This window comes from Micromonospora sp. NPDC003776 (assembly GCF_053605645.1).
In genome coordinates this window covers 1-7,893 of sequence record NZ_JBSGJR010000311.1, presented here as the reverse complement: position 1 = coordinate 7,893, position 7,893 = coordinate 1, and the positions used below count along the sequence as shown (strand labels likewise).

Below are 7,893 nucleotides of genomic sequence, written 5' to 3'. Positions count from 1 at the left end.
GCCGTCGGTGGAACGCCATGGACGTCTCCGGGCCCCGGTGACCTCCATGGCGTTCCACCCAACACGCGCGGCCAGCAAACAACCGGCACAATTGCCACGCAATGCCAGCCGGCCTCGGCCAGCGCGTTCCGACAGGACCGGCTGCCGGCTTGATCCACTCGACATTGCGGCGAATCGGGGCATGAACCGCTCACATTGCCGCGACATGCCGCAGACCGACTCGATCTCCCTCCTGCGAAGCGGGCCGCTCCGCGCGGCAGCCCCGCTCCGCCAGCCAGCCCGGACTCCGGCAGCGCCGTGCACGGCGAGCTTCCGGTCGATCTTCCGGCCGCGATGGCCCGCCCCGCCACCGCCTCACCCCGCAGACCCCCTCCTCCCGGCCCCACGCCGGGAACGCACAGCACGCCCACCCGGAGCGATCTCGCCAGGCAACCTTCGGGGAACTGCTGCCTCCCGCCACGTTGAGGCAGCAACTTCCCTGGTCTCGCCCGGCAACCTTCGGGAAAACTGCCGCCTCCCGCCACGTTGAGACAGCAACTTGCCGGAAGTTGCGCGGGGGGTCTGAGACCGGGGGCGGGCGGCGAAAGGTCCGGCCCGTATTTGGGCCACTCGGCGCGCGGCGCGGGGTGGCCAGGAGAGATGCGCTGCGGTGGGGGTTCAGGCGGCACGAGGCGAGCCGGCGGGCGGCGTGGCGGGAACGGACGGCGGGAAATCGCCGGACAGGCGTTACCCTGACACCATGCAGGCCGTCACCAGCGTGTACCTCGCCCGCCCGGGGCGTCCCGCCGTGGTGACCCGTACCCTGGCCGAGCTGACCGGCCCCACCCGGGGCGTGGTCGAGTTGCCGCTACGCCTGATGTGGAGCAGCGAGCGGGTCTTCGACCTGGCCGACCCGGACGACCTGCTCTGGATGTACGAGAACGTGCTGCGGGAGACGACCCGCGTGGACGACCTGCGGGCCCTGGTCAACGGGCGGACGCTGCGCCGGGTGTGGCGCCGGCTGAACCTGCCCCGGGGCGTGCGCCTGGCGTGGGAGAGCCGGCACCGCGGCCTGCGTACCGCGTGAGCCATCTGCACGACTTCTACCGGGAGGTGGCCCGGGTGGCGCTCACCGCCGCCGGCCCGCACCGGTTCGTGCTGGGCGGCGGCGTTGCCTGGGCGGCGCACGGCCTGGTCGTCCGGCCCACCGAGGACGTCGACCTCTTCGCCGACGTGGAGGGGGCGGCGGCGGCCGCGGCGGCCGGGGTGCGGGCCGCCCTGGAACGGGCCGGCTACCGGGTCGACGACGCGGACCCGGACAGCGACCTGGGTGACCTGTTCGACGGGTTCGACCGCGACATGCGGGACTTCGTGGTGAGCCGGGACGGCCGGCAGATCCGCCTCAGCCTGGCCCGGCTCGACCGGTACCGCAGCCCGGTGGTGATGGACCTGGGTCCGGTGATGGACGTCCGGGACCTGATCGCCAACAAGACCGCCGCGCTGGTCAACCGGCGGGAGGTACGCGACTACATCGACGTCTCCGCCGCCCTGGACCGGTACGAGGTGGCCGACCTGCTGGAGCTGGCCCGCCAGGTGGACCCGGCGCTGGACCTCGAGGACGTCCGGGCGGCGGGCCGCTACCTGGACCGGGTGCCCGACCGCCGGTTCACCCGCTACGGGCTGGACGCGGCGCAGATCGCTGAGGTGCGCCGGCGCATGTCGGCCTGGCCTCGCTGACCAGCCACCGGCCGCACACCGCCGCTCACCTCGTCAGCTTGCCGCCGGTGACCCCGAGGATCTCGCCGGTGACGTAGCTGGACTCCTGGGAGGCGAAGAAGACGTACGCGGGGGCCAGCTCCGCGGGCTGTCCGGGCCGGCCCAGCGGGGTGTCGGTGCCGAACTGCTTGACCTTCTCCTCCGGCATGGTCGCCGGGATAAGCGGCGTCCAGATCGGGCCGGGCGCCACCGCGTTCACCCGGATGCCCTGGTCGGCGAGGTTCAACGCGAGCGCCTTGGTGAAGTTCGCGATGGCGGCCTTGGTGGTGGCGTAGTCGAGCAGCTGCGGCGACGGCTGGAACGCCTGGATGGAGGACGTGTTGATGATCGCCGAGCCCTCGGGCAGGTGCGGGACGGCCATCTTGCACAGCCAGAACATGGCGTACACGTTGGTCTTGAAGACCCGGTCGAACTGGTCGGTGGTGATGTCGAACAGGCCCTTGTCCTGCGACATCTGGAAGGCCGCGTTGTTGACCAGGATGTCGATGCCGCCCAGCTCGGACAGGGTCCGGTCGACCAGGTCGCGGCAGTTCGCCTCCTCCCGCACGTCGCACCGGACGGCCACGCCCTTGCGGCCGGCCTCCTCGACCAGGCGCACGGTGTCCCGCGCGTCGGCCTCTTCCTCGTCGCCGAGGTAGGAGATCAGCACGTCGGCGCCCTCCCGGGCGAAGGCGATCGCGACGGCCCGGCCGATCCCGGAGTCACCGCCGGTGATCAGCGCCCGCTTGCCGGAGAGTCGGTCGGCGCCCCGGTACGACTCCTCGCCGTGGTCGGGCTTCGGCCCCATCTTCTGCTCGCTGCCCGGCGCGGACTGCTGCTGTGCGGGCTGGCCCTGCTGCTGGCCGTACTGCTCGGTCGGGTTCTGCTGGGTGTACTGGTCCTCGCTCACCGGATCTCCCTCGTGCCACGGTCGGGACGGTCCCGGTCCGCCCTACCCCGCGACCAGGGACAGAAACGACGGGCGGGTGACCACGGTGTTACGCGCGGGCGGCGTCCGGCGCTGGTGGGGTGAAACACCTCGGGGCGATGTGGCGCGAGTGACAGCCGGTCGTTATGGTGCGCAACGCGCCCACGAGGCGCGTCCACCCCCATGGAAAGGCACCTCATGACCTCCTCCTCCGGCGCCACGCGCCGCCAGGTGCTGGCCGTCGCCGCCGCCGCCGCGACCGCTCCCCTGCTCGCCGGCGCTCCGGCCCGGGCCGCCGGCTCGGCGCAGGGCCCGAAGACCTGGGACCTGACCATCCTGGGCACCTCGGACACCCACGGCAACGTCTACAACTGGGACTACTACAAGGACGCCGAGTACGACGACAGCAAGCACAACGACGTCGGCGTCGCGAAGCTGGCCACCCTGGTCAACCAGATCCGCACCGAGCGCAAGGGCAAGGCGACCCTGGTCCTCGACGCCGGTGACACCATCCAGGGCACCCCGCTGGCCACCTACTACGCCAAGCAGGAGCCGATCACCGAGACCGGTGAGACGCACCCGATGGCCAACGCCATGAACGTTCTGAAGTACGACGCCGTCACGCTGGGCAACCACGAGTTCAACTACGGCCTGCCGCTGCTGGCCCAGTGGATCGGCCAGCTCGGCTTCCCGGCCCTGGCCGCGAACGCGATCAACGAGGCCACCGGCAAGCCGGCCTTCCTGCCGTACGTCATCAAGAAGGTCTCGCTCGGCGGCTACGACTCCCCGACCATCAACGTCGGCATCCTCGGCCTCACCAATCCCGGCGTGGCCATCTGGGACAAGGGCAACGTCGAGGGCAAGCTGATCTTCGCCGACATGATCGCCACCGCCGCCAAGTGGGTGCCGATCATGCGGGAGCGCGGCGCCGACCTGGTCATCATCTCCGCGCACGGCGGCGACAGCGGCACCTCCAGCTACGGCCCGGAGCTGCCGAACGAGAACCCGGTCGCCCTCATCGCCCAGCAGGTCCCCGGCATCGACGCGATCCTGTTCGGCCACGCCCACAACGAGGTGCCGGAGAAGTTCGTCACCAACACCCAGACCGGCGCGCAGGTGCTCACCTCGGAGCCGTCGAAGTGGGGCCAGCGCCTCACCCGGATGGACTTCACCGTGCAGAAGGTCAAGGGCCGGTGGACGGTGCTCAGCAAGTCCGCCACCATGCTCAACACCAACACGGTGGTCGAGGACCCGGCGGTGCTCGCCGCCGTGCGCGGCCAGCACACCAAGACGGTCGACTACGTCAACAAGGTCGTGGCCCAGTCCAGCGTGGAGCTGTCCGCCGCCGAGTCCCGGTACAAGGACACCCCGATCCTGGACTTCATCAACCACGTCCAGACCGAGGTGGTCACCGCGGCCCTGGCCGGCACCGCGTACGCGGGCCTGCCGGTGCTGTCGATCGCGGCGCCGTTCAGCCGCACCGCGGTGTTCCCGCAGGGTGACGTGCGGATCCGCGACGTCGCGGGCCTCTACGTGTACGACAACACCCTGGAGGCGGTGGTCATCACCGGCGCCGAGGTGAAGGCGTACCTGGAGTACTCGGCGAAGTACTTCGTCACGCTGCCGGTCGGCGCGACCGTCAACCCGGACACCATCAGCGACCCGCTGGTGCCGGACTACAACTACGACGTGATCTCGGGCGTCGACTACGACATCGACATCTCGAAGCCGGTCGGCCAGCGGATCACCCGCCTGGTCCAGCCGGGCACCGACACCCCGGTCGCCGCGGACGCCCAGTTCGTCATCGCGATCAACAACTACCGGCGCAGCGGTGGCGGCAACTTCCCCGGCGTCGTGAAGACCCAGGTCTACAACCAGCAGCAGGAGATCCGCCAGCTGCTGATCGACTGGGCCCAGGCCAAGGGCGTCATCGACCCGGCCGACTTCTTCGTGCCGAACTGGAAGCTGGTCCGCGAGGGCGTGCCGGTCTTCTGACCCGTACCACCTGACGACGGGCCCCGGGTGCCGCACCCGGGGCCCGTCGCTGTCCGGACCCCTTCAGCCGCCCGACCGCAGGTCCTGCTCGTACTGCCCGACGGCCGGCTCCGGCCGGTCCCGGCGCGGCTCGGTCTCCGTCGACTCCGTCCGGTCCTGAGGGCTGACCCGGGGCGGCAGCTCGCCGAAGCGCACGTGCCGCAGGAACGCGTACTCCTCGTCGGTGAACGACTCGCGCGGCTCACTCATGACCGCATTGTGCGCCCGGCCGTCCACGCACGGCATCAACCGGTCCGCCACGGGTATGCCGGCGCGACGACCGTGGACGACGGAAGGACGACCATGCGCGCGGTACGGATGACGGCTCCCGGCGTGCTCGAACAGGTGGAGGTACCCACCCCGACGGCCGGCCCGGGCGAGGTGCTGCTGCGCGTCGGCGCGGTCGGCGCCTGCCACTCCGACCTGCACATCCTCGACGCCCCGCCGGGGCTGTTCCCCACCCCGATGACGCTCGGGCACGAGATCGCCGGCACCGTCGACGGCGTCGGCCCGGGCGTGGAGGGCTGGTCGGCCGGGGACCGGGCCGCCGTGTACGGGATCATCGGCTGCGGCCACTGCCGGGCCTGCCTGCGCGGCCTGGAGAACCAGTGCCGAGTCGTCCCGGTCGGCGGCATCGGGCTCAGCCGCGACGGCGGGCTGGCCGAGCACGTGGTGGTGCCGGCGTCCCGGTTGCTGCACGTGGGCGACATGGACCTCAACCAGGCGGCCCCGCTGACCGACGCGGGGTTGACCCCGTACCACGCGGTCGAGCTGGCCCGGGACCGGCTGCGCCCGGGCACGACCTGCGTGGTCATCGGAATCGGCGGGCTCGGGCACATGGCCCTGCAGATCCTGGTGGCGACCACCGCGGTACGGATCGTCGCGGTGGACACCAGCGTCGCGGCGCTGGACCTGGCCACCCGGCTGGGCGCGCACGACGTGGTGCAGGCCGGCCCGGACAGCGTCGACAAGCTCCGGGCGATCGTCGGCGCCCCGCCGGACGGGGCGGACGTGGTGCTCGACTTCGTCGGCGCGCAGCCCACCCTGGACACCGGGCGGCAGGTGGTGGCCACCGGCGGGCGGCTGCTCCTGGTCGGGCTGGCCGGTGGCACGCTGCCGGTGCGGCCGGTCGCCGACGAGCCGCCGACCGTGCCCCTGGAAACCAGCGTCGAGGTGCCGTTCTGGGGCACCCGGGCCGAACTCCAGGAGGTGATCGCGCTCGCCCGGGGCGGTCAGCTGCACGCGGACGTGCAGACCTTCCCGCTGGAGCAGGCGCCGGAGGCGTACGAGGCGCTGCGCCGCGGGGAGATCCACGGGCGGGCCGTGATCGTTCCCTGACCACCCGGGCCAGGCTCAGGGACCTGGTTAAGGATCGTCAGTGATCGTTGGTCGGTCGTGGGTGTCGGCGTCTTCTGGTTTGATGCGGGCGGTGGGGGGTCTGCGCCGGCGGTGAGTGTTGCCGTGTGGCGGTGCTGTCATGTTGGCGGTTCAGTGGTGAGGTTGGTGGCGGGTGAGTCGGGCGGTGTCGCTGGCTGAGGGCGAGGCTCCCCGCACCGCCTGCGTCCGGGCTTTTGTGCGCGCCGGTGTGGATGAGAAGACCGGGCAGGTCTTGTCCTAGGCGGTGCTGGCCGAGCGTGTCGGCTGGTGCGCCGATCTGGTGGCGGGCATGGTCTCCGGGCTGTTGGCGCAGCGCTGGAACGCCGCCGATGTGCAGGTGTTGGCCTCCGGTGTGGACGCGGGCGGGCGGAGGTTGCCGTCGAACGCGTGGATGGCGTTGCGGCGCCTGGGTTGGACCGTCACCGTCCCGGAGGGTGTGCAGGTTAATGACCGGATCGTGCGGTTGGTCCAGGAGCAGGCCGGGCGTGCGCTGCGCTCGGTGAACTGGCGTGCCGATCTGACCACCGCGATCCTGGCATCCTGGCCGGCCGACCCGCGCGAGCGCACTCCGCAGGAGTGGGATCAGGTGCGGGAGGCGATCCCTGGCGGGAAGTATCTGCCCGCCAACGTCGTCAACGCGCGCACCCCGCAGGCGGCCCGGTTCCTCAACGCCAACGGCCACCTCCCCGTGGACGTGTTCGAACTGGAAAGCATCCCGAAGGTCCCGCGGATGCTGCTTGAGGTGCCACGGGTTCTCCGGACAGGGACCCCAAAGTAGAATTGCCCTGTCTGGAAGGAAGACTATTGCCACGCGCGAAGAGAACGTTCTCTGCCGAATTCCGTGAAGAAGCGGTGAAGTTGGTGATCGAGACGTCGCGTCCGATCGCTCAGGTCGCTCGTGAACTCGGGATCGGGGAAGGGACGTTGGGGAATTGGGTCGCCGCGTATCGCCGGGAGCACGCCGGCGATGAACCGCCGCTGAACATCAGCGAGCGGGAGAGGCTGCGGCAACTGGAGCGGGAAGCACGGGAACTGCGGATGGAAAACGAGTTCCTGAAAAAAGCCGCCGCGTACTTCGCCAAGGATCATCGGTGAGCGACACGTTCGAGTTCATCGACGCCGAGTACGCCGTCACACCCAGGGACGACCCCAGCAGCGTGCCGTCGATCACGCAGATGTGCCGGTGGCTGGACGTGTCCCGATCCGGCTACTACGACTGGCGTGACCGTCCGGAGTCGGCCACGGCCCGCCGGCGCGAGGAGCTCAAGGAGCTGATCAGGACGTCGTTCGACGCCTCCGACGGCACCTACGGCTACCGGCGCGTGCACGCCGACCTCACCGACTGGGGCGTCACCTGCGGGCCGGAGCCGGTGCGCGCGCTGATGCGCGAGCTGGACCTGGTGGCGTGCCAGCCGCGGCCGTGGCGGCACAGCCTGACCGACAACGACGGCCGCGACCCGCACCTGCCGGACCTGCTCGGCCGGGACTTCACCGCCGAGGCTCCCGGACGCAAGCTGGTCGGCGACATCACCTACATCCCCACCTGGCAGGGATGGCTGTACCTGGCCACCGTCATCGACTGCCACACCCGCGAGGTCGTCGGCTGGGCCATCGACAACCACTACAAGACCACCCTGATCGAATCAGCCATCACCATGGCCGTACGCAACCATCCGACCACCCCCGGCGCCGTGTTCCATTCCGACCGCGGCAGCAATTACACCTCTAGTGTCGCGTGTCTGAAGTAGATTGACGGTGAAATCGACGGGTGGTTCGGGTCCGGTCGCGTCCTGGTCACGGGGGATGTGGCAGGTTCGCTT

At 70.6% G+C, this 7,893-nt stretch carries 9 protein-coding genes; 7 read left to right on the top strand and 2 right to left on the bottom strand.

Features of this window, described 5'->3' with window-relative positions; translation table 11 throughout:
- Positions 1 to 739: 739 nt before the first annotated feature.
- Entirely contained in the window at positions 740 to 1,066 is a 327-nt protein-coding gene (locus tag ACWEVO_RS22925; RefSeq protein WP_452309578.1) for a hypothetical protein, read from the top strand.
- Positions 1,063 to 1,716, top strand: a complete 654-nt coding sequence (locus tag ACWEVO_RS22920) for a nucleotidyl transferase AbiEii/AbiGii toxin family protein (protein WP_452309577.1) — start codon at positions 1,063 to 1,065, stop codon at positions 1,714 to 1,716. The genes ACWEVO_RS22925 and ACWEVO_RS22920 overlap by 4 nt, the downstream gene beginning before the upstream one ends.
- Before the next feature lie 25 nt (positions 1,717 to 1,741).
- On the opposite strand, the gene ACWEVO_RS22915 is transcribed toward ACWEVO_RS22920, so the two are convergent.
- Positions 1,742 to 2,644, bottom strand: coding sequence for an SDR family oxidoreductase (locus ACWEVO_RS22915; RefSeq protein WP_452309576.1), 903 nt, complete (start codon positions 2,642 to 2,644; stop codon positions 1,742 to 1,744).
- Positions 2,645 to 2,860: 216 nt separating this feature from the next.
- On the opposite strand from ACWEVO_RS22915, the gene ACWEVO_RS22910 reads away from it, so the two are divergent.
- Positions 2,861 to 4,657: a bifunctional metallophosphatase/5'-nucleotidase gene (locus ACWEVO_RS22910; protein WP_452309575.1), complete on the top strand. Its 1,797-nt coding sequence runs from the start codon at positions 2,861 to 2,863 to the stop codon at positions 4,655 to 4,657.
- Positions 4,658 to 4,720: 63 nt separating this feature from the next.
- On the opposite strand, the gene ACWEVO_RS22905 is transcribed toward ACWEVO_RS22910, so the two are convergent.
- The gene (locus tag ACWEVO_RS22905) at positions 4,721 to 4,906 is read right to left on the bottom strand and encodes a hypothetical protein (protein ID WP_452309574.1); all 186 of its coding nucleotides are present in this window, start codon (positions 4,904 to 4,906) and stop codon (positions 4,721 to 4,723) included.
- A gap of 93 nt (positions 4,907 to 4,999) precedes the next feature.
- On the opposite strand from ACWEVO_RS22905, the gene ACWEVO_RS22900 reads away from it, so the two are divergent.
- The 4 genes from ACWEVO_RS22900 to ACWEVO_RS22885 all read left to right on the top strand — a co-directional run bounded on the left by ACWEVO_RS22900 (position 5,000) and on the right by ACWEVO_RS22885 (position 7,821).
- Entirely contained in the window at positions 5,000 to 6,034 is a 1,035-nt protein-coding gene (locus tag ACWEVO_RS22900; RefSeq protein ID WP_452309573.1) for an NAD(P)-dependent alcohol dehydrogenase, read from the top strand.
- Between the two features lie 283 nt (positions 6,035 to 6,317).
- On the top strand, positions 6,318 to 6,851 hold the full coding sequence (locus ACWEVO_RS22895; RefSeq protein ID WP_452309572.1) for a hypothetical protein: 534 nt from the start codon (positions 6,318 to 6,320) through the stop codon (positions 6,849 to 6,851).
- 2 nt (positions 6,852 to 6,853) lie between these two features.
- Positions 6,854 to 7,168, top strand: coding sequence for a transposase (locus ACWEVO_RS22890; protein ID WP_452309571.1), 315 nt, complete (start codon positions 6,854 to 6,856; stop codon positions 7,166 to 7,168).
- Positions 7,165 to 7,821 carry an IS3 family transposase gene (locus ACWEVO_RS22885; protein WP_452309570.1) on the top strand — a complete coding sequence of 219 codons (657 nt, stop codon included), beginning with the start codon at positions 7,165 to 7,167 and terminating at the stop codon, positions 7,819 to 7,821. The genes ACWEVO_RS22890 and ACWEVO_RS22885 overlap by 4 nt, the downstream gene beginning before the upstream one ends.
- Positions 7,822 to 7,893 lie beyond the last annotated feature (72 nt).

What these genes read in the sequence shown, in the direction of transcription:
- ACWEVO_RS22900 (WP_452309573.1), top strand. Translation starts at nt 5,000, where the DNA reads ATGCGCGCGGTACGGATGACGGCTCCCGGCGTGCTCGAACAGGTGGAG.
- ACWEVO_RS22925 (WP_452309578.1), top strand. Translation starts at nt 740, where the DNA reads ATGCAGGCCGTCACCAGCGTGTACCTCGCCCGCCCGGGGCGTCCCGCC.
- ACWEVO_RS22905 (WP_452309574.1), bottom strand. Translation starts at nt 4,906, where the DNA reads ATGAGTGAGCCGCGCGAGTCGTTCACCGACGAGGAGTACGCGTTCCTG.
- ACWEVO_RS22910 (WP_452309575.1), top strand. Translation starts at nt 2,861, where the DNA reads ATGACCTCCTCCTCCGGCGCCACGCGCCGCCAGGTGCTGGCCGTCGCC.